Genomic DNA, 19,121 nt, shown 5'->3' with positions numbered 1-19,121 from the left:
ACGAATTCTGCGCCCGAAGGGATATGATCCATGCACGCCTATCGCAGCCACACCTGCGCCGCTCTGACCGCCGCCAATGTCGGTGAAACCGTCCGCCTGTCCGGTTGGGTGCATCGTGTCCGAGATCACGGCGGCGTACTGTTCATCGACCTGCGCGACCATTTCGGTGTGACCCAGGTTTTGTGCGACGGCGATAGTGCGGCATTTGCTGAACTGGAAAAGGTACGGTCCGAGTGGTGCATCCGCATCGACGGCACTGTAAAAGCCCGCGACGCTGATCTCATTAACCCGAAACTGCCGACAGGCGAGATCGAGGTTTATGTGCGTGAGCTGGAGGTTCTTGGTGCTGCCGACGAATTGCCGTTGATGGTGTTCGGCGATCAGGAATACCCCGAGGAAACACGTCTGCGCTATCGCTACCTCGACCTAAGACGCGAGGCGATGCAGCAAAACATGACCCTTCGCTCGGACGTTGTCGCATCTATGCGCCGCCGGATGTGGGATCAGGGATTCCGTGAATATCAGACACCGATCATTACCGCATCGTCGCCCGAAGGCGCACGCGACTTTCTGGTCCCCTCGCGACTACATCCGGGCAAGTTCTACGCCCTACCGCAGGCCCCGCAGCAATTCAAACAGCTGATCATGGTGTCGGGCTTCGACAAGTATTTCCAGATTGCACCCTGCTTCCGCGATGAAGACCCGCGTGCAGACCGATCGCCCACCGATTTCTATCAACTCGATCTAGAGATGTCGTTTGTCGAGCAGCAGGATGTGTTCGACACCATCCAGCCCGTGCTGACCGGTGTGTTCGAAGAGTTCGGGGGCGGGCGCAAGGTCGATCAGGAGTGGCCGCAGATTTCCTACAAGGACTCAGCCCTGTGGTACGGCACCGACAAGCCTGACCTGCGGAACCCCATTAAGATGCAAGTGGTCTCTGACCACTTCCGCGGTTCTGGCTTCGCGATTTTCGCGAAACTGTTGGAGCAGGAAGGCACCGAAATCCGCGCCATCCCAGCACCGACCGGCGGTAGCCGCAAATTCTGTGACCGTATGAACGCCTTTGCCCAGAAAGAAGGCCTACCCGGCATGGGCTACATCTTCTGGCGCGATCAGGGCGAAGGCATGGAGGCGGCTGGACCGTTGGCGAAGAACATCGGCCCCGAGCGCACGGAGGCGATCCGTCAGCAACTGGGTATGGGTGTCGGGGATGCCGCGTTCTTCCTGGGTGGTAAGCCAAAAGCCTTCGAAAAGGTCGCTGGTAAAGCGCGTGATGTGATCGGCGAAGAACTTGGCCTCACCGAGAAAGACCGCTTTGCCTTTGCCTGGATCGTCGATTTCCCGATCTACGAGCAGGACGAAGAAACCGGTGCGATTGATTTCGAACACAACCCCTTCTCGATGCCGCAGGGGGGAATGGAGGCGCTGCAGGGCAATCCTCTGGACGTACGTGGGTATCAGTATGACCTGGCCTGCAACGGCTACGAGCTGGTGTCAGGTGCGATCCGGAATCATAAGCCTGAGATTATGTTGAAGGCCTTTGAACTGGCAGGGTACGGCGAAGACGAAGTCAAATCCCGCTTTGGCGCACTGTTCAATGCCTTCCACTACGGCGCCCCGCCGCACGGCGGCTGTGCCGCAGGTATCGACCGGATCGTGATGCTGCTGGCGGATGAGGCCAACATCCGCGAGGTCATGATGTTCCCGATGAACCAGCGCGCCGAAGACCTGATGATGGATGCGCCATCCGATCCGACCTCGGATCAGTTGATGGAACTGGGTCTCAGGATCATCCCGCAAGACTAAATCTAGCCGCCCGCCCTGAGCGGGCGGTTTACGTTTGGGGCAGTGCAATACAATCGGTGTATTTGCCGCGCCACGCAAATCTGAGTTGCGTGGTGGTCTCAAAACAAGCTCAACTCAATCCAGTGGATTTGCGGCATCCCGACGATTGCGGATGCTCTTGGCCGTCTGTCGTGTCAGGCGGTAGACCCAGATGCAAAGGATCGATGCGGTAATAAAGTAAGCGGTCAGCATCTCAGATCGCCTCTTGCCGTTCGAGCCGATCCTGAACCAGACCCGCAATCCGTGCGGCCTGGGCGGTGACCGGTGTCCCCCGCGCACGAGATTGGGCAAGGTCCCGGGCTGCTTCGGCAAGCACAGTATCTTCGGCGTCTCGCGCAACGCTTTGCAGGAATTGTACCGCATAATCCAATGTGCGCTGATCAGTGGGGCCGGTAAGCACGTCGGCGATATGGGCCATGTCGTCCCGATAGGCCAGCGGATCGGGCTGAACGATGTTATCCCTGACGGAATCCAGACCTCCTGGGCGGCGATCTTCGGGCAGAAGTTCAAGTATCGAGGTCTGGAAACAAGCGACCGAGGTCAGGGGTTTGGCCAGAAACCCATCTGCACCTGCGCGTCTGGCGATAACCTGCATGCTGTCATCGCCAGACAGCCCGAGAATGACACCGATGCGGGGTACAGCGTGGGTCATTTCGGCTATCAGGTCAGCGCCGGACCCGTCTGGAAGACCCATATCGACGATCAGGACCGAGGGACGATAGATTTGCAGATGGCGCCGCGCTGATTTCAGACAATCCGCACGACGGATACGCGCACCGCTATGCAAGCACATCAATCGTATTGCATCGCATGCATAGCGGCTGTCTTCGACCACAAGGATTGTTTGGCCCAGCAGCGGTCGCATCTTGGTGGCCAGCGCTGGAGAGGCGAAAGGTCCCGAATCGTCCATGGCAGAACTCCTGTTTAGCAGATGCCTCACGCTAGGAACTTCTGGCTAATACAGGGTTAACGACGATTTGGCGCACTTGTCCTTTGGGTATACTGCCCCCATAACCGCTGCAACGCAGAAGGAAGGAGAGTCCCATGATTGGTCGCCTGAACCACGTAGCCATTGCTGTTCCCGACCTGGAGGCCGCATCGGCCCAGTATCGCAATGCGCTTGGCGCCAAAGTCGGCGCTCCACAGGATGAGCCGGATCATGGGGTCACCGTGGTCTTTATTGAACTACCCAACACCAAGATCGAATTGCTGTATCCGCTGGGTGAGAACAGCCCCATCAACGGGTTTCTGGAAAAGAACCCATCAGGCGGCATCCACCATGTCTGCTATGAGGTCGAGGATATCATCGCGGCCCGCGATCATCTGAAAGAGACCGGTGCGCGCGTTCTGGGATCGGGTGAACCCAAGATCGGAGCGCATGGCAAACCGGTGTTGTTCCTGCACCCGAAGGATTTCAACGGATGCCTCGTTGAGCTGGAGCAGGTCTGAAGTCGATGACCATTACCGCCGCTCTGGTTCTTTTCGCTGTAATTTGGTTTCTGACCTTGCTGATTGTACTGCCTGTGCGCATCAAAACGCAGGGGGATCTGGGGGATATTGTTCCGGGCACTCATGCGGGTGCGCCGGAAGTCCATCACATGAAGAAGAAGCTGTGGATTACCACCGGGATATCGGTGGTGCTGTGGGCGATCATTGCAGGTATCATTATCTCTGGCGTAATCAGCGTGCGCGATTTCGATTGGCTAAACCAACTGGAGCCGCGCGAGTAGCTCAGGTTCGGCTACCCGACAGACCGTGATAAATGTGTGTGAAGGTCGCCGCTCCTAGGATCGGGATCAACAGGTTGACCAATGGCACAGAGAGCGGGACCGCCATAAGAATACCGGCGACCCAAATGGTTGTCGCGTGCTTTGCGCGCAGCTTTCGCGCCCCCTCGCGCCCCAGTCGGCGCATCGCAGCCAGGGTGAAATATTCTCTCCCCAGAAGAAACCCGTTCATACCCCAAAAGATAAACAACGCGAATGGCGTGAAGAGTGCATAGAGGATCAATGCCAACAGGTTGGCAACGATCAGTACTCCCAGAAAACTGAGCGTATCCCGTAGCGCATCGCCAAAGGGGATGTGCTGAGCCGGCGGCAGACCAGGGTAATGCTTATCCTCAACCGCCTGTGCGACCTCATCCAGAAACATCGAGGTGATGGCTGACGCAACGGGGACCATCAGAAACACCGACAGCACCATCATCAGCAGGAATGATGACACGCTGAGCAGGTCGTTCAGCCATGTCACCTCACCCAGTATTGGCAAGGTGGCCTGATCGCCGACCAGCGCGTTGATCAGCCACAAAAAGCCGGCATAGGCAGCCACCAACAACGCGAATGTCAGGCCAACACCCAACAGAAGTACCTTGCGGAATCTTGGGTCGCCGATCTGTCCCAGCGCCTGTAGAAACGACTGGATGATGATCATTCGGAAACCCATTGGGTTAGTGCCGCCACATTGGGGCGCGGTCGTTCGGGCGGGGTCGTACCTTCGGTTGCGATATGGATAAAGCCTGCAATCTTCTCGTTTTCGGCCAAGCCAAGCCCCTGTTCGCAAAACTCGCGATCATGCGATTGCCAGCCGGACAACCAATTGGCCCCCCAACCTGCGGCCAGCGCTGCGTTCAGCAGAGCCAGACATACCGCACCCGCTGAATAGGTCTGTTCAATTGCCGGTATCTTGTCAGAAGGTTTCTGCACCTCAATAACAGCAACCGCCAAATGGCCCATTTCGAATTGGCTGCGCGCCTTGGCGATATCTTCGGGCGATTTTCCCAAGGCGAGACCACAAGTTTCTGTAAGATCTGCAAGGCGTTGCATGGCCCCATGCTCGACAACAACAAAACGCCAGGGTTCCAGCTTTCCATGGTCCGGGCTGCGCGCTGCAGCAGTCAGCAGCGGCCTCAGCTCTTCCCGGGTCGGGGCCGGGGATACTAGCGTTTTGGCCGGACGAGACCGGCGCGCGTGCAGAAAATCCAGCGCAGCTTGGTTCTTCAGGGTCATATGTTAACTTCCTTCACATGGCAGTCTGTATGTCGGAGGCATACTGTTCTCTTTCAAGGGCAAACTGCTCATCAAAAGGCGACAAATTCAATCTGAATTGCTGCTTGTGATCAGACGCAAGATCCAAAAGGAACCACTAGTCTTTGGTGCTCTCGGACTCACGTATCTGATAAACGCCCTCGGGCAAATCCAGCGCAGCGGCCAGATCGCGTACCTGCTCTGGTGACAGGGTAATCTTCTGAATCTGATCGGTCCGCGGGTCCAACTGCTCGAGCGTGACGCATTCAGCGAAGTTGTTGATGACGACATCCTCTTGCAAAGGCTTTGCGCCTTCGTCCACCAGCGTAATCACCGTCGAGTCGAATTCGTGTTCAATTGAAAACATATGTGCAGAGTGCAGGGCATAAGATCGCAATGCAACCCGTTGCAAGCTGTAATCGGCTGTGGCCCGGCCTTAAATGCCGCGCTATGCTTGTCTGCCGACAGAGTGACCGAAAGGAATGTGAATGCGCCGTCTTGCCCTGTTGCTGGTGATGCTGTTGGCGGCTTGCGATATGTCGCCTGTTATCGCGATCCCGGCCGATCAATGGCAGCCATCGTCATCAGAACAAAAGGACAGGGCGCGCGTATTCGAGCAGGTCAGCCGGGCTGTAGGAACGACCGCAAGCCGGGAATGCCGCCGCCAATCGAGGACTGCCAATTGTGATTTTGTGATTTTGGTTGATCTCTCGTCAAAGGCCCCAGCGAATGCGTTTCAGACCTTGGACAAGGATGGGCGGCCGCTAGTCGTTTTTACACAGCCGATGATCGATGCAACGCAGAACGCGGACGAGATGGCCTTTGTCATGAGCCATGAGGCCGCCCACCATATTTTGGGTCACATCGCCCGGCAGGCGCAGAACGCCAAAGAGAGCGCGCGGATATTCGGTGAACTCGCGCGCAATCAGGGCGCGGACGATGCAGGGATTGAGCGCGCACAGGCGCTGGGTGCTGAGGTCGGGGTGCAGAACTACACGCGTGAGTTCGAATTGGAAGCGGATCGTCTGGGGACACAGATCACTTACGCGGCGGGGTATAACCCGCTGGCCGGGATGGCTTTCTTCCAACGCATTCCTGATCCGGGTGATCGTTTCCTTGCCACGCACCCTCCCAATGCCCAGCGGGTCGAAGTTGTGTTGCAAACGGCGCGGGAACTGGGATTACGGTAATGGTCAACTTAACCCGATTGGGTGTCGTTCTCAGTGATCGCGGGTCGAAATATGCTGTGACCGGCGCGGGGGTCACCAGTCGTGCTGATGTCGATGCGGTACTGGCGGAACTGAAATCCGACAAAGCATATGCGAAGGCAACTCACAACACGTGGGCAGCCATCTTGCCAAACGGTGCGCTCAAGGCCGATGACGGAGAGTCTGGCGCGGCAATGGTCATTTTGCGGATGATGGAGCGGGCCGAGCTGACGGATCACGTAATCATCGTGACACGCTGGTACGGTGGCAAGAAGCTGGGCGGGGACCGCTTTCGCCGCGTGCAGGACGCCACGCGGGCCTATCTGGACCAGCTGGCAACCGGGCATTGACCTGAGTCAAGGGCACTGTGCGGGGCATGCGTTACCCTTTCCATAGAGTGAATGGAAAAGGAAACCGCATGTCTGATCGTGAAACGCTGCGACGTCACGCCGACCTTGTAGATCGGATGGCCACGACGCTGGGCGTAGATTTGCAAGAAGTTGCCATCGAAGGGGCCTTACAGTTCGACGAAATCTCGGACGCGGTATTGCGGTGTACGGAATGCCCGAATCCGGGCCATTGCAAGGCGTTTCTGGCCAAGAACCTGACAGCGCCCGACACACCTGAATACTGCCGCAATCACGAGCTGCTGAACAGGCTCAAGCCGTAACGCCAAAGGGGGGTACCGTGCCACGACTTGGACGGATCATGACCCATTTTCGCCTTGTATTGCGAATGGCACAGGCGACGGGAGCCGACCTTGCCACCGCACATCGCGACGGGCACCTGAGCCAACAGGAATGGGCAGATATGGTTCAGCTCTGCCGCGGGTGCGAATGGGCGCGGGCATGCCCAGACTGGTTGAACGAGAACGAAACGGCGGAAAGCGCGCCCTGCACCTGCCCAAACCGGCACAGGTTCGCCACCTTGAGGGTCAGCAAACAAAGGTGATCAAATGGACCGAACATCACTGGGCGAGATCGAAAAACACTTTTGGCTGACACGCTCGGTCGCGCGATCCTTAGGGATTTCTCTGACCGAAGCAATGGCCGAAGGGAAACTGACACCTGCCGACTACGCTCAGATGGTGACCCGATGCCGGGGCGCAATATGCGACGAACGTTGTCAGATATGGCTTGCCACACAACAAGGAATGGCTGAGAAAGCACCTGATTTTTGTGCCAATGCTCAGGTTTTGAACGACTTGACCTGACTTTCAGAGCTTATTGTGCGTTCCGTCGCACAACGGCGGATTGGCGCAGTGCTTGCAGCCACAGAAGAAGACCTTCTTGCTGGCATCAGCAGTATATTTTACGGGTTCAAACGACGTATCTTTGTGCGAACCATCGCAAAACGGTTGCCGCTTGGATTTGCCACAGGCGCACCAGAAATAGGTTTTTCCTTCGGTCACTTCGACCGGATAGGGCGATTTCTGGGCGATGATCGGGGCGTCTGACATGTGGCTACTCCGTCTTTGGCTGATGTCGAAGTCAAAGTTTAGGGCTCTTTGTCAAAAAAGGTAGACTGCGAATGAAAACTCGCTTTCCAGCGTGGTTTCGCCTTTATTCACGAATGCGTTATCGATTCGGTTGCCATATGAAATTCTTGGTCCTATTCTGATACCGGCCCCGAAAAACTGGGCAATATCAGAAAAGTAATAGAGGATTGATGGACATGAAACTGAAATTTGCTGCTATCTGCGCCACGGCCGTTGTATTGACTGCGTGCTCGCAGCAAGAGGAACCGACCCCGGTTTACATCCAGCCCGACTATGACAAGTTTGGTACACCCAGTTGCTCGGCAGGCTATGAACTGGCCACAACCGAAGCAGGCCAGACCGTGTGTAACCCGGTCACCCAATAAGTATTAAGCAGGCGGTTCTGATCGCAGGGCCGCCTGCACACCTCTAAAAAGAACACCGCCCTCGAGGCGGTTTTTTCTTGCCTTTCTGCCGTGGGTCGCGGACGTCTTCTTGCAGGACGACTGATCGGAAACCCAATGCGCAAGTTCTTTGACCACCTAAAGGATCGTACCCGCTGGAGCTGGCAGGGCCTGGCTGCAACCTGGCGGCAAGAGTATTCGTTTCGTGGGTGGGTTTGGGCCAACCTGATTTCTGCTTTATTGGCGCTTGCACTCCCCCTAGGTACGGCGGAACGGGCGCTTATCCTTGCTCTGGGCATTCTGGTCTTGGTGGCCGAGCTATTTAATACGGCCATCGAGCGTGCCGTCGATCACACCTCGACCGAGCACCACGCGTTGGCGGGGCAAGCCAAGGATGCAGCAAGTGCAGCGGTGGCGTTGTCTGCAATCGCTGCCGGAGTGGCGTGGATCGTGATTTTGATCGGCCTGCTCTAGGGACAGACGCCTTTTGTCACGCCAAGGGGTGCAAACGCCCCCACAAGTCGTATTCTCCGGCGTCATCCACCTCGACCGTGACGATATCCCCGGGTTTCAGGCCTTCGAAGCCTTCGTCGATAAACAAGTTGCCATCGATTTCTGGAGCATCGGCCTTAGTGCGGCAGGTCGCGGCCTCTTCATCCACCTCGTCTACGATGACATCGAGTTTTTGGCCAACCTTTGCTGCCAGCTTGGCCTCAGAAATGGCCTGAGCTTTCTCCATGAAACGCTCCCATCGCTCTTGCTTGACCTCGGCCGGGACGTGATCCGGCAGGTCGTTCGAGCGGGCGCCATCGACATTTTCGTACTGGAAACAGCCGACACGATCCAACTGCGCTTCGTCCATCCAGTCCAGAAGCGTCTGGAACTCTGACTCGGTTTCTCCGGGGTAGCCGACGATGAACGTGGACCGCAAAGTGATATCCGGACAAATAGCGCGCCAGTTGGCAATCTCGTCCAGAGTTTTTGCCCCGGCGGCAGGGCGGGCCATACGTTTCAGAACATCGGGATGCGCATGTTGGAATGGAATGTCGAGATACGGCAGCACATTGCTACCCGCATCTGCCATCAGCGGGATCAAATCGCGCACATGGGGGTAGGGATAGACATAATGCAGCCTGACCCACGCATCGATCTGGCCCAGTTCACGCGCCAGATCGGTGATATGGCTGCGCACTTCCCGATCTTTCCATGGGTTCACGTCATACTTACGATCCAGCCCATAGGCCGAGGTATCCTGTGAGATCACAAGCAGTTCGCGCACACCGCTGTCGACAAGTTTCTCAGCCTCGCGCAGCACTGCATGGGCCGGGCGGCTTGCGAGTTTACCGCGCATGTCGGGGATGATGCAAAACTTGCACTTATGATTACAGCCCTCGGAAATCTTGAGATAGCTATAGTGGCGCGGGGTAAGTTTGACGCCCGAAGCGGGCAGCAGATCGACATAAGGGTTTGGGTCGGGCGGCACGGCTGCATGTACTGCGTCCAGCACCTGTTCGTACTGATGCGGTCCTGTAACCGCCAGAATCCGCGGATGGTGTTCCCGGATATAGTCAGGCTCAGCCCCTAAACAGCCAGTCACAATGACCTTGCCGTTTTCAACCAATGCCTCGCCAATTGCGTCCAGAGACTCGGCCTTGGCGCTGTCCAGAAACCCGCAGGTATTCACAATAACGGCATCAGCACCCGTGTAGTCCGGCGAAATACCGTACCCCTCGGCCCGCAACCGGGTCAGGATACGTTCGCTGTCAACCAGCGCTTTTGGACAACCCAGCGACACCATTCCAAGGGTCGGTTGGCCACGGCGGGGCGTCTCGGCGATCCGGGCCTCTGGGGCCAGATCAGGGCGAAGGTTCGGTGGGTTCGTGCTCATGGCCGGGCATATAGAGGGGAAAGCTTCCCCTTGCAAATCCCGCCCGCTCGGGGCTGACTTGAAACAGAGCAGAAAGGCCGGAAAGGCAGACCCATGAAGTGGCTCATTCGTTTTCTATTTCTCATAGTTGCAGCCTTCGGGCTGGTCATTGGTGCCTTGCTGCTGATGCCAGGCGAAAAACTGGCGACAATACTTGCAGAACAAGTCAAGGCGCAAACAGGCCGCGATCTCGCGTTGACCGGTGACGTCAAACTGTCATTTTGGCCGGTATTGGGGATGGAAACCGGCCCTGTGACATTTGGCAATGCGCCTTGGGCCGGGCCGGAACCGATGCTTAGCGCCCAAAGCCTCGCGGTTGGGGTCGATGCCTCGGCGTTGTTGTCTGGGAATATCCGGATCAAACGGGTGTTGGCCGATAGCCCGGTTCTACGCCTTGAACGCGCCGATGGGCGCGGCAACTGGGAGCTGCATCAGCCAGGTAACTCCTCGCAAACGGGCGCTACGGCGCAAGCCGTTGAAAGCCGACCCATCACGCTCGAGCGGTTGGAACTTACCAATGCGCGCCTAATCTATCTTGAGAATGGCGCGGTTAGTATGGATTTTGCCGATGTCGATCTTTCGGCCCGCTGGCCTGACGTAACGGCCCCAATGGAAATGCAAGCCAGTATGTCCGTCCCCGGAGGCAGCGTCGCAGTGGACCTTACCATCCCCGACTTGCCCGCATTTTCCAGCGGCGCTGTCACGCCGTTGCAGCTGAGCCTAACCGCGCCTGGCGGAGATATTCAGTTCTCGGGCCGGGTGAATCTGGCCGGCGAAATGGATGGCAAGACGACGGTCACGGCCAAGGACACCCAAAGGATGCTGGCCGCGTTTGGTCACGGAGGAGTCACCGTTCCGGAGGGACTAGGACAGGTCGCGAGCGTATCCGGGCAGATGACCTATACCCGGGACGGGCGGATTTCATTGCGCAACATGATCGCGGTTCTGGATCAAAACCGGCTTGAGGGCGAAGCTGATATCCAGATTTCAAATCCGCCCCAGATGACTGCGCGTCTGAACGCAGGTGATCTCGACTTATCGAAGGTAAGCGGAGGCAACTCTTCTGACGGCACCTCAGATACGGAAGGGTGGTCAAAAGCCCCAATTGATGCGTCGTTTCTGGCGCTGGCAAATGGCAAGATCCGCTTGCAAGCCACCTCGATTGCGGTTCCGGGTATGACCTTTGGGAAAAGTGATCTGACACTCAGCCTTGATCGGTCGCGGGCTGTATTGCAGATGCACCCGGCCTCGCTGTTCTCGGGGCAATTGAACGGCCAGGTGGTCGCCAATAATCGCAACGGTCTGTCGGTTGGTGGAAATCTGAAAGCCGCCAATATCGATATCAACGAAGCGCTCGAAACGCTTGGGGATATCAAACGGCTTTCGGGCACCGGTTCAGGCAATCTTGAATTTCTGGGCGTCGGACAGAGCGAAGATCAGATCATGCGATCGCTCAGCGGCAAAGGAGATATCGAGGTCGGGCGGGGCGTTATCTCGGGGCTGGATCTTGACCGCCTTATGGGGCGGGGAAAGGGATCGGGTGGTACGACCGTATTCAACAGCCTTACGGCCAGCTTTACGATGAAGAATGGCGACTTGACCAACAAGGACCTGTTGATGCAGCTGGATAATTTCCGGGCGGACGGTACGGGCCGCATTGGCTTAGGAGCTCGCGATATCGATTATCTGTTCACACCAGTCGCCCTGCGCGCCAACTCAGGGCAGGGGATATCGGTACCCGTCCGAATTAAAGGTCCGTGGAGCGACCCGTCGATCAAGCCGGACCTTACCAAAGTCATTGAGGCGGCAGCCGAAGGCAAAGTTAAAGAACTGGAAGACGACGCAAAGAAGAAGGTTTTGGAAAAGGTTGGTAAAGAACTGGATACCACGGTGACGGATTCCGGTCACATCGAAGACGCGCTGAAGAACAAGCTTGAGGATGAGGCCAAGAAAGGCCTGCTCAAGCTGTTTGGCGGGGATTGATCTGAGCGCGATAACAAAGGGCGCCGAAATGGGCGCCCTTCATAGTGTCATTTAGATTGTCTGATCGTATTCGCCCACGCCGGGTTCAGTTCGAATGACGGCGTCGATATCTGCGAAGATCGCGCGCATTTCATCCTCGCTTTCGCTGCTTTCGCAGACGACGACCAGATTGGGTGTATTGGATGATGCGCGAACGAGGCCCCAACTGCCATTGTCCAGAATGACCCGGGCTCCATTGACGGTCACGACCTCTTTGATAGCCCGCCCTGCGAAGTGTTCGCCGGCGTCGGCCTTGGCAACCAATTTGCTGACCAGGCGCTGCAGAATATCGTATTTTTCTGTATCCGCTGCGTACGGAGACATGGTGGGTGTCGACCATGTCCTTGGTAGTGCTTTCCGAAGGTCTGACATGCTTTTGTCCGGGTTGCGGTCCATCAGTTTGCAGATTTCCACCGCCACGCGCATTCCGCAGTCGTATCCGCGCCCGACCGGTTCCGCCAAGAAATAGTGTCCCGATTTCTCAAACCCAGCCAGCGCACCGATTTCCTTGACCCGGCGCTTCATATGGCTATGGCCAGTTTTCCAGTAGTCGGCTTTGACCCCAAGCGCTTGCAACTCGGGATCGCTGGCGAACAGCCCAGTGGATTTCACATCGGCTACAAAGGTCGAACCTGGATGCAGCTTGGCCAGATCACGGGCCATGATGACGCCGACCTTATCGGCAAATATCTCTTCGCCTTCGTCATCCACAACACCGCAACGATCGCCATCACCATCAAACCCTAGCGCCAGGTCCGCGCCGCTGGATTTGACTGTGTCGGACATGTCATGCAGCATTTCCATGGCTTCCGGGTTCGGGTTGTAATTGGGGAATGTGTAATCCAGCCGTGTGTGGCTGGGCACAACCTCAACCCCGATCCTTTCGAAAATCTCGGGCGCGAAGGCGGCGGCGGTGCCGTTTCCGGTGGCGCAGACCACTTTCAGCGGACGTGACATTCTGAAGTCACCGACCAGATCGTCGATGTAGGCTTCTTTCACACCGTCGACGAATTCATATGACCCGCCCGGGCGCGCGACGCCTTCCCCATTCAAGACGATGTCGCGCAGTTCCGACATTTCGTCAGGGCCGTGGGTCAATGGGCGGTCAAAGCCCATTTTGACGCCGGTCCAACCGTTCGGGTTATGGCTTGCCGTGACAATCGCAACCGCCGGTACGTCCAGATGGAATTGCGCGAAATACGCCATCGGGCTGAGCGCTGGGCCGATATCTTTCACCTGAATACCCGCCTGCATAAGTCCAACGATCAGAGCGTTTTTGATCGACAGGGAATAATCGCGATAGTCATTTCCCACTGCAATCACGGGTTCGATCCCGCGTTTGAGCATCTGTGTGCCCAGACCCAAACCCAAGGCCGTCATGCCTGGCAGATTGATCTCATTGGGGTATTTCCACCGCGCGTCATATTCGCGAAAGCCCGTGGGCTTGATCATCGGATCGCGCAGAAAGCTCCAGGTGTTTGGGGTCACCTCAGGCAAAGGCTTGGTCATCACAAATCTCAATCGTTAAATCTGAATTGGGTTTTCTTTGGCCAGCGCATCAAATCGCATCAATGTGTCAACCAGATGGCCCATTTGATCCAGAGGGATCATGTTCGGCCCATCTGAGGGGGCGGTGTCGGGATCCTGATGGGTTTCTATGAATACGGCTCCGACGCCCAGAGATACAGCGGCGCGCGCCATCACCGGCGCAAACTCACGCTGTCCACCCGAGGAACCACCTTGGCCGCCGGGCTGTTGCACCGAGTGGGTCGCGTCCATGACGACCGGATATCCGGTTTGCGCCATCTGCGGCAGCGATCGCATGTCCGCGACCAGCGTATTGTAGCCAAACGAAGTTCCACGCTCGGTCAGCAGGATGTTCTGATTGCCAGTGCTTTCGATCTTTGTGACGATATTCGGCATTTCCCACGGGGCAAGAAACTGCCCTTTTTTTACGTTGACCGCTTTGCCGGTATTGCCCGCCGCCAGCAGCATGTCCGTCTGACGACACAGAAACGCAGGGATTTGCAGAATATCGACGGCCCCAGCCGCAATCGCGCATTGCGCTTCGGTATGGACATCGGTCAGTACCGGTATGCCCATGGTCTTGCGGATATCTTCCAGCACCTGCAGCCCGGAATCAATGCCCATGCCGCGCTTGCCGGACAGCGAGGTCCGGTTAGCTTTGTCATACGAGGCCTTGAACACATATTGCGCACCTGCGGCGTCGCATGCCTCTTTCATGGTGCCGGCGATCATTTGGGCGTGATCGGCGGTTTCAAGCTGGCAAGGGCCGGCAATGATGGTCAGCGGAAGGTCGTTGCCAACCGTCAGGTCGGCTATTTTTACATGTTTCATGAGTCTTACGAGGATACCTGTTCACGAAGGACCGACGCGGTAAGCGAGATCATCAGGTAGATACCAGCAAATAACAGGAATGCCAAAATCGTATTTTCGAACTTGCGCGGATAGCTGGGCTCCTGGCTGGCGACCGGGTTCACCGAGACGGTCAGATACCGCACTTTTCGATTGGCCTCGGTCCGCGTAGCTTCCATTTGCTGCATTGCCGTTTGCAGCATCATGTCACGCGCCGCCAGATCGGCCTGAGCCATCTGGATTCGCACGCTCAAACGCGCCAGCGAATTTTCGCCCGCCGACACATCCAGCATCTCGGCATTCAACTCATCAAGGACCGCTTGCAGCCGCGCGATATCCGCCCGTGTACCATCCACCTTGGCCTGGTTGGGGCGCGTATTATCGAGAAGCGCGGCCAATTGTAGTTCTTTGTCCTGCAGCTCGAATTCGAACTGATCGATCCTTCCTCGCAGGCTGGCGATCACACTTTGCGGGTCCAGTATCGCACCTTGTAGCTGCAGTTCGATCAGGTCTTCCTGAGCCTGTCTGCGTGCCTCTTGCGCAGCCTCAAAACTCGCCAAGGCATCGCGCATCTGGTCTTCGCGTTTCAATTCAGTCAGACCATTGATGGTCTCTTCCGCGTAAGAGATAAGCCGCCTGGACAAATCGACCGCTATCTCGGGGCTCGGCGCTGCGACCTCCATTCGGATGACGCCGTCACTAGGATCATATCCGATTGTGATCATACGTTTATAAAGCTTGTAGGTTTCTTCAAGCGTCGCATCAGCCGGCAATCGTTGGATCGGGTCTATCCAATCCTGCCGAAAAAACTCAGTAAATCCGACATCACGTTCAAGCCGTTCCAATGCATCCTTGGATTCCAGAAATTCCTGAGTGGACACGGAATCCTGCGCCGTCGCAAACTGCGTGCCCGCCAGAAATCCACCGAACGAGGCACCGCCGCCATCCGCTTGCAGGATCGAAAACACCGAGTCGCTGGCATACATTGGAGTCGCCACGCGATAGAAATAGTAGCCCACGATAAACGTTGGAATGAATACGAACACCGTCAATCGTGCGAATAGCCCGGCAAGCTTGCGGCGGCGGCGGCGGGCGATGTCTTTCTGGATCTGCCCGATTTCATATTCACGACGTTCGGCCGGGCTGAGCTCGGGTCCCGGCAGGTTCCTCTGCGAGTCTCTGGTCGTTTGCGGCAGGTGAATCTTTATATTGTCTTGCGCGGCGTCATCACCAGTTGGCTTGCCTTTGTCAGGAGCTGCCAGATCAAGCAGGTTTGTGCGCTGAAACGGATCAATTCCTTTCTTTCGTAACAGCCGGACCGCATCGTAGTCAGACGTCGCCGCAAGCCCGTTCTTGTGCGCCAAACGCCGCGCGACGCGCAATTGCCGCCCTGTCAGACCTTCGCGTTTGATCGCATCCAACTCGTTGCCCGGTTGCTGAGTGTCGTCAGCCGAGTTCGTGCCTTGGGTTGCATTGCGGATGCGCGAAATGGCGTCCGAGCGTGCCTCGGCAGTGCCAGAACCGCGTGCCGTGCGGTCGGGATTGTATTTCCTAGCCTTGGGTTTGGTAGTCATAGAGCTGCTTTGCCTCTTCCAAGGTTTCAAACATGTAAAGCTGGCCGTCTACCAATACCGCAGCCTGCCGCGCGAATTTTTCAAGAAGCGAAGGGTTGTGCGATACGATCACCAAGGTTGTCGTGCGCAGCTTCTCTTTCAGAATGTCGCCCGCCTTCTTGTTGAACTCGACATCGGTTGTCGAGGGCATCCCCTCGTCAATCAGATACATATCGAAATCTAGGGCCAGCATCAGTGCAAATGTAAACCGGGCCCGCATTCCGGACGAATAGGTTCCGAGCGGCTGGTCGAAATACTCACCCAAGTTGCACAGCCATTTGCAGTAGGCTTCGACATAGTCGGGATCCATGCCGTAGATCTTCGCGATATAGCGTGCGTTCTCCAGCGCGGACAGGCGCTTGGCCACACCTCCTGCAAAGCCCATGGGGAAGGATACGCGGCAGTCGCGCCGAATCACGCCTTCGTCGGGCTTTTCCAGCCCTGCCATCATGTTGATCAACGTGGTCTTGCCGGTTCCGTTCGGGGCCAGCACGCCAAGAGATGTTCCAAGCTCGACCCGGAACGAGACCCGATCCAGAATCACCTTGCGTTGGGTTCCGGTCCAGAAAGACTTGCTGACATTTTCGAATTCCAGCATGTGCGGCCTGCAGATCGCTCGGGGTTTTGACGGTTTGAGGATCGGTGTGCTACCGATCCATGTTGGCCACATTATGTCGAAATATGAAACAAATGATCAATGCGCATCCGCGTTCATGACATTGATGTGTTGCAAGGACGGTTTCATTGGCTCGAGGGTAGATGATGCCTATCTTCATCGATGAACATTGCAAAAGCCTGTTGAGCCGATGAATTCGCTGATTGAGGACATCCAAGCCTGCCGTTTGTGCGCGGATAGGTTCGCGCAGACCACGACTGCGCACCAGCCGCGCCCGGTGGTCTGGTTTCGCCCCGGTGCGCGCATTTTGATCGCAGGTCAAGCACCGGGCGCGCGCGTCCATGCTTCAGGGAAGCCTTTCACCGACCCTTCGGGTGACCGGCTGCGGGATTGGCTGGGACTGGATGAGAACGCATTTTATGACCGTTCGCGCGTATCCATCGTGCCGATGGCGTTTTGCTTCCCCGGATACAATGAGCGCAAGGCCGACCTGCCTCCGCCGCCGATATGCGGGCGCACCTGGCATGACAAGGTGATGGCTGCGTTGGGAGAAGTACCGTTGACGATCCTCGTCGGGGGTCATGCCCATAAATATCATCTTGGCGTGAACACACCGGTCACCGAGACTGTTAGTCTTTGGCGAGACCATGCGCCGCGCCTCTTTGCCTTGCCTCACCCGTCCTGGCGCAATACGGCTTGGCTGAAGAAAAACCCCTGGTTCGAGGCCGAGCTGTTGCCGGTGCTACAGAAACGGGTGCACGAGGTTCTGAATGACTGAAGCCACAGCTTTGGATACTGCACATGACGCCATGCAGGCGGCCCCGGAAGACGACAACGCTCGACTACGCTTTTTCGAAAGACTGGCCGATAGCGAGCTGTTCCTGATGCTGACCGAGGAAGCGAAGGATGAAAACATCTCGCCCGAGCTGTTCGATGTGGCGGATGGTCGTTTTGTTCTGGTGTTTGATCTTGAGGAACGACTGGCGGCATTTGCGGGTCGGCCGGTCCCCTATGTCGCTCTGTCGGGTCGTGTTCTTTCAGGGATGTTGTCGGGGCAGGGGGTCGGGCTGGGTCTGAACCTTGATGTTGCACCGTCGTCGATGTTGATCCCCGCTGAAGCGCTCGGTTGGTTGTCTGACACGCTGCAGCATGGTCCTAAGGAGGTGCAGCAGCGACTTGCCGAATTCCATCCGCCCTCCGGTTTGCCAGATGTTCTGTTGACCGCGCTTGATGCAAAGCTGGCGACGGCTGCAGGTCTGGCTGCGGCGGCGTTTCTGGTTGGGACAAAGACTGAAGATGGGGGGCAGGGCCATTTATTGGGTTTTGTTTCAGCGGTCGAAGGCGCGCAGCCAGCGCTTGCACGCGCCGTATCCGAGGCATTGACCTTTTCGGGGATCGAGGCCGGAGCGCTGGATGTTGGCTTTTTTGAAGTGCAGGATCCGGCTACCTCTGCCCTGGCAAAGGTTGGGCTGCGGTTCGATTTGCCCCAGCCTCAAGCGCCCCAAATGGAAAGGGCCGCGCCGGGCAGTGATCCCGAGCGGCCCCCGATATTGAAGTAGCGCAGGACGTTAATCCGCCGCTTCCAGTTTATCCTGCGTGCGCGTCTCAAAATCGCTGGCGTCATGACGTTCGTGCAACTGCGTATGCGGCTCTCCAAACGCACGATTGACCATCCGGCCGCGCTGAACGGCGGGGCGAGCATCGATGGCTTTGGCCCACCGCATCACGTTTTCGTAGCTTTCGACATCCAGGAATTCTGCCGCATCGTATAGACGGCCCAGAACAAGCTGCCCGTACCACGGCCAGATCGCCATATCGGCGATCGTATAGTCCTGACCTGCAATATAAGGCTTATCGGCAAGTTCCAGTTCCAGCACATGCAACTGGCGTTTGGCCTCCATCGCGAAACGGTCGATCGGATATTGCCATTTCTCAGGCGCATAAGCGTAGAAGTGGCCAAAGCCACCGCCCAGATATGGCGCGCTGCCCATTTGCCAGAACAACCAGTTCATCACTTCTGTCCGTTCGGCACCGCTGGCGGGCAGAAACTCACCGAATTTCTCAGCGAGATGCAGCAAGATGGAGGCGCTCTCGAAAACGCGCACAGGTGTTTCACCTGAATGATCCCACAGCGCCGGTATCTTCGAGTTAGGATTGGCCCCGACAAAGCCCGAGCTGAACTGATCACCTTCACCGATGTTGATCAGCCACGCATTGTATTCGGCCCCGGAATGGCCCAATGCCAAAAGCTCCTCCAGCATGACCGTAACCTTGACGCCGTTCGGGGTGGCGAGCGAATACAGTTGAAGCGGGTGCTTCCCGACCGGAAGATCCTTTTCGTGGGTCGCACCAGCTATGGGCCGGTTTATATTGGCAAAGCGTCCTCCGCTTTCGCTGTCCCAAGTCCAGACCTTTGGGGGTGTGTAAGTGGATTGTTCGCTCATCTTTTGCCTTTCTGCATCATTTGGCCAAAACGCCGCCGCCTTCACAGCTAATATTGCAAAACTCAAAGTCCAACCCCGGATGTGGCGAGATATTTGTAACATTGCGCCTCGTTCACCTCACAAAACCCCTCTGGTTTTCACAGCGGCGCGAGGGGGTCTTCGCGCC

The 19,121-nt window shown here is 56.9% G+C and carries 24 protein-coding genes; 13 read left to right on the top strand and 11 right to left on the bottom strand.

The window, feature by feature from the left end:
- The first annotated feature begins 30 nt into the window (after window positions 1-30).
- Window positions 31-1,806, top strand: coding sequence for an aspartate--tRNA ligase (gene aspS, locus ACR0AH_RS11205; protein ID WP_480591985.1), 1,776 nt, complete (start codon window positions 31-33; stop codon window positions 1,804-1,806).
- A 232-nt stretch (window positions 1,807-2,038) separates the two neighbouring features.
- Here the strand turns inward: aspS and ACR0AH_RS11200 are convergent, their stop codons facing one another.
- Window positions 2,039-2,755 carry a response regulator gene (locus ACR0AH_RS11200; RefSeq protein ID WP_480591983.1) on the bottom strand — a complete coding sequence of 239 codons (717 nt, stop codon included), beginning with the start codon at window positions 2,753-2,755 and terminating at the stop codon, window positions 2,039-2,041.
- A 134-nt stretch (window positions 2,756-2,889) separates the two neighbouring features.
- Between ACR0AH_RS11200 and mce the strand changes: the two genes are divergently transcribed.
- Together mce and ACR0AH_RS11190 are read left to right on the top strand one after the other, a co-directional pair.
- The gene (mce, locus tag ACR0AH_RS11195; protein ID WP_010441821.1) at window positions 2,890-3,294 is read left to right on the top strand and encodes a methylmalonyl-CoA epimerase; all 405 of its coding nucleotides are present in this window, start codon (window positions 2,890-2,892) and stop codon (window positions 3,292-3,294) included.
- 5 nt (window positions 3,295-3,299) lie between these two features.
- Window positions 3,300-3,575 carry a DUF1467 family protein gene (locus ACR0AH_RS11190; RefSeq protein ID WP_170392343.1) on the top strand — a complete coding sequence of 92 codons (276 nt, stop codon included), beginning with the start codon at window positions 3,300-3,302 and terminating at the stop codon, window positions 3,573-3,575.
- 1 nt (window position 3,576) lies between these two features.
- On the opposite strand, the gene ACR0AH_RS11185 is transcribed toward ACR0AH_RS11190, so the two are convergent.
- The 3 genes from ACR0AH_RS11185 to ACR0AH_RS11175 form a co-directional block, all read right to left on the bottom strand.
- Complete coding sequence (locus tag ACR0AH_RS11185; protein WP_480591981.1) at window positions 3,577-4,275, bottom strand: EI24 domain-containing protein; 699 nt, start codon at window positions 4,273-4,275, stop codon at window positions 3,577-3,579.
- Window positions 4,272-4,850: a nitroreductase family protein gene (locus ACR0AH_RS11180; RefSeq protein WP_170512462.1), complete on the bottom strand. Its 579-nt coding sequence runs from the start codon at window positions 4,848-4,850 to the stop codon at window positions 4,272-4,274. Before ACR0AH_RS11180 ends, ACR0AH_RS11185 begins: the two co-directional genes overlap by 4 nt.
- A gap of 136 nt (window positions 4,851-4,986) precedes the next feature.
- Complete coding sequence (locus tag ACR0AH_RS11175; protein ID WP_170392337.1) at window positions 4,987-5,235, bottom strand: hypothetical protein; 249 nt, start codon at window positions 5,233-5,235, stop codon at window positions 4,987-4,989.
- 121 nt (window positions 5,236-5,356) lie between these two features.
- On the opposite strand from ACR0AH_RS11175, the gene ACR0AH_RS11170 reads away from it, so the two are divergent.
- The 5 genes from ACR0AH_RS11170 to ACR0AH_RS11150 all read left to right on the top strand — a co-directional run bounded on the left by ACR0AH_RS11170 (window position 5,357) and on the right by ACR0AH_RS11150 (window position 7,289).
- Complete coding sequence (locus tag ACR0AH_RS11170; protein WP_170420619.1) at window positions 5,357-6,058, top strand: M48 family metallopeptidase; 702 nt, start codon at window positions 5,357-5,359, stop codon at window positions 6,056-6,058.
- Window positions 6,058-6,426: a YigZ family protein gene (locus ACR0AH_RS11165; RefSeq protein WP_170392333.1), complete on the top strand. Its 369-nt coding sequence runs from the start codon at window positions 6,058-6,060 to the stop codon at window positions 6,424-6,426. Before ACR0AH_RS11170 ends, ACR0AH_RS11165 begins: the two co-directional genes overlap by 1 nt.
- A gap of 68 nt (window positions 6,427-6,494) precedes the next feature.
- Window positions 6,495-6,746 (top strand): DUF6455 family protein, encoded by a 252-nt coding sequence (locus ACR0AH_RS11160; protein WP_170420623.1) that lies wholly within the window; start codon window positions 6,495-6,497, stop codon window positions 6,744-6,746.
- A gap of 17 nt (window positions 6,747-6,763) precedes the next feature.
- A complete protein-coding gene (locus tag ACR0AH_RS11155) occupies window positions 6,764-7,027 on the top strand; it encodes a DUF6455 family protein (protein ID WP_480586821.1) in 264 nt (87 codons plus the stop codon).
- 4 nt (window positions 7,028-7,031) lie between these two features.
- Window positions 7,032-7,289 carry a DUF6455 family protein gene (locus ACR0AH_RS11150; protein WP_480591978.1) on the top strand — a complete coding sequence of 86 codons (258 nt, stop codon included), beginning with the start codon at window positions 7,032-7,034 and terminating at the stop codon, window positions 7,287-7,289.
- 3 nt (window positions 7,290-7,292) lie between these two features.
- Here ACR0AH_RS11150 and ACR0AH_RS11145 read toward each other — a convergent pair whose 3' ends face one another.
- Window positions 7,293-7,535 carry a CDGSH iron-sulfur domain-containing protein gene (locus ACR0AH_RS11145; protein WP_170401738.1) on the bottom strand — a complete coding sequence of 81 codons (243 nt, stop codon included), beginning with the start codon at window positions 7,533-7,535 and terminating at the stop codon, window positions 7,293-7,295.
- A 215-nt stretch (window positions 7,536-7,750) separates the two neighbouring features.
- On the opposite strand from ACR0AH_RS11145, the gene ACR0AH_RS11140 reads away from it, so the two are divergent.
- Both ACR0AH_RS11140 and ACR0AH_RS11135 read left to right on the top strand, forming a co-directional pair.
- A complete protein-coding gene (locus ACR0AH_RS11140; RefSeq protein ID WP_255611743.1) occupies window positions 7,751-7,939 on the top strand; it encodes a hypothetical protein in 189 nt (62 codons plus the stop codon).
- Window positions 7,940-8,074: 135 nt separating this feature from the next.
- Window positions 8,075-8,431: a diacylglycerol kinase gene (locus ACR0AH_RS11135; protein WP_170392323.1), complete on the top strand. Its 357-nt coding sequence runs from the start codon at window positions 8,075-8,077 to the stop codon at window positions 8,429-8,431.
- A gap of 16 nt (window positions 8,432-8,447) precedes the next feature.
- On the opposite strand, the gene rimO is transcribed toward ACR0AH_RS11135, so the two are convergent.
- Window positions 8,448-9,845 (bottom strand): 30S ribosomal protein S12 methylthiotransferase RimO, encoded by a 1,398-nt coding sequence (gene rimO / locus ACR0AH_RS11130; RefSeq protein WP_480591976.1) that lies wholly within the window; start codon window positions 9,843-9,845, stop codon window positions 8,448-8,450.
- 93 nt (window positions 9,846-9,938) lie between these two features.
- Here rimO and ACR0AH_RS11125 point away from each other — a divergent pair, with 93 nt between their 5' ends.
- Window positions 9,939-11,867 carry an AsmA family protein gene (locus ACR0AH_RS11125; protein ID WP_480591974.1) on the top strand — a complete coding sequence of 643 codons (1,929 nt, stop codon included), beginning with the start codon at window positions 9,939-9,941 and terminating at the stop codon, window positions 11,865-11,867.
- Window positions 11,868-11,918: 51 nt separating this feature from the next.
- On the opposite strand, the gene ACR0AH_RS11120 is transcribed toward ACR0AH_RS11125, so the two are convergent.
- From ACR0AH_RS11120 to ACR0AH_RS11105, 4 genes are read right to left on the bottom strand one after another with little or no spacing between them, the layout of a single operon-like run.
- Window positions 11,919-13,415 carry a phosphomannomutase/phosphoglucomutase gene (locus tag ACR0AH_RS11120; protein ID WP_480591972.1) on the bottom strand — a complete coding sequence of 499 codons (1,497 nt, stop codon included), beginning with the start codon at window positions 13,413-13,415 and terminating at the stop codon, window positions 11,919-11,921.
- 15 nt (window positions 13,416-13,430) lie between these two features.
- Window positions 13,431-14,264, bottom strand: coding sequence for a 3-deoxy-8-phosphooctulonate synthase (gene kdsA / locus ACR0AH_RS11115; RefSeq protein WP_170732985.1), 834 nt, complete (start codon window positions 14,262-14,264; stop codon window positions 13,431-13,433).
- Window positions 14,265-14,269: 5 nt separating this feature from the next.
- On the bottom strand, window positions 14,270-15,856 hold the full coding sequence (locus ACR0AH_RS11110) for a capsule biosynthesis protein (protein WP_170564051.1): 1,587 nt from the start codon (window positions 15,854-15,856) through the stop codon (window positions 14,270-14,272).
- Window positions 15,834-16,493 carry an ABC transporter ATP-binding protein gene (locus tag ACR0AH_RS11105; RefSeq protein ID WP_480591970.1) on the bottom strand — a complete coding sequence of 220 codons (660 nt, stop codon included), beginning with the start codon at window positions 16,491-16,493 and terminating at the stop codon, window positions 15,834-15,836. Before ACR0AH_RS11105 ends, ACR0AH_RS11110 begins: the two co-directional genes overlap by 23 nt.
- A gap of 208 nt (window positions 16,494-16,701) precedes the next feature.
- Here ACR0AH_RS11105 and ACR0AH_RS11100 point away from each other — a divergent pair, with 208 nt between their 5' ends.
- On the top strand, window positions 16,702-17,289 hold the full coding sequence (locus ACR0AH_RS11100; protein WP_480591968.1) for a uracil-DNA glycosylase family protein: 588 nt from the start codon (window positions 16,702-16,704) through the stop codon (window positions 17,287-17,289).
- On the top strand, window positions 17,282-18,070 hold the full coding sequence (locus tag ACR0AH_RS11095; RefSeq protein WP_480591966.1) for an SseB family protein: 789 nt from the start codon (window positions 17,282-17,284) through the stop codon (window positions 18,068-18,070). Before ACR0AH_RS11100 ends, ACR0AH_RS11095 begins: the two co-directional genes overlap by 8 nt.
- A 9-nt stretch (window positions 18,071-18,079) precedes the next feature.
- Here ACR0AH_RS11095 and yghU read toward each other — a convergent pair whose 3' ends face one another.
- Window positions 18,080-18,955 (bottom strand): glutathione-dependent disulfide-bond oxidoreductase, encoded by an 876-nt coding sequence (gene yghU / locus ACR0AH_RS11090; RefSeq protein WP_170625217.1) that lies wholly within the window; start codon window positions 18,953-18,955, stop codon window positions 18,080-18,082.
- Window positions 18,956-19,121 lie beyond the last annotated feature (166 nt).

It is taken from the genome of Ruegeria sp. AM5 (assembly GCF_056540645.1).
This window is presented reverse-complemented; position numbering and strand designations above follow the sequence as displayed.